This window comes from Halomonas icarae, from assembly GCF_009901955.1.
Lineage (GTDB): Bacteria > Pseudomonadota > Gammaproteobacteria > Pseudomonadales > Halomonadaceae > Halomonas > Halomonas icarae.
In genome coordinates, this window is record NZ_WUTS01000029.1 from 1 (window position 1) to 218 (window position 218).

The window sequence follows — 218 nt, forward strand, 5'->3', positions numbered from 1 at the left end:
GCGTTGGATTACAGCTTGAAGCGTTGGGCGGCGCTGACGCGCTACCTCGATGACGGTGGATTGCCCATCGACAACAACCGGGTGGAAAACCTGATTCGTCCCTGGGCGCTCGGACGTTCCAACTGGCTGTTCGCTGGATCACTGCGCAGTGGCCAGCGCGCCGCCACCATCATGAGCCTGATCCAGTGCGCCAAGCTGAACGGCCACGAGCCTTACGC

General features: G+C 62.4%; 1 protein-coding gene. It reads left to right on the top strand.

Features of this window, described 5'->3' with window-relative positions; genetic code table 11:
- A partial coding sequence (locus GRB80_RS16185; protein ID WP_161424444.1) for an IS66 family transposase occupies positions 1 to 218 on the top strand: 218 nt, incomplete at both ends.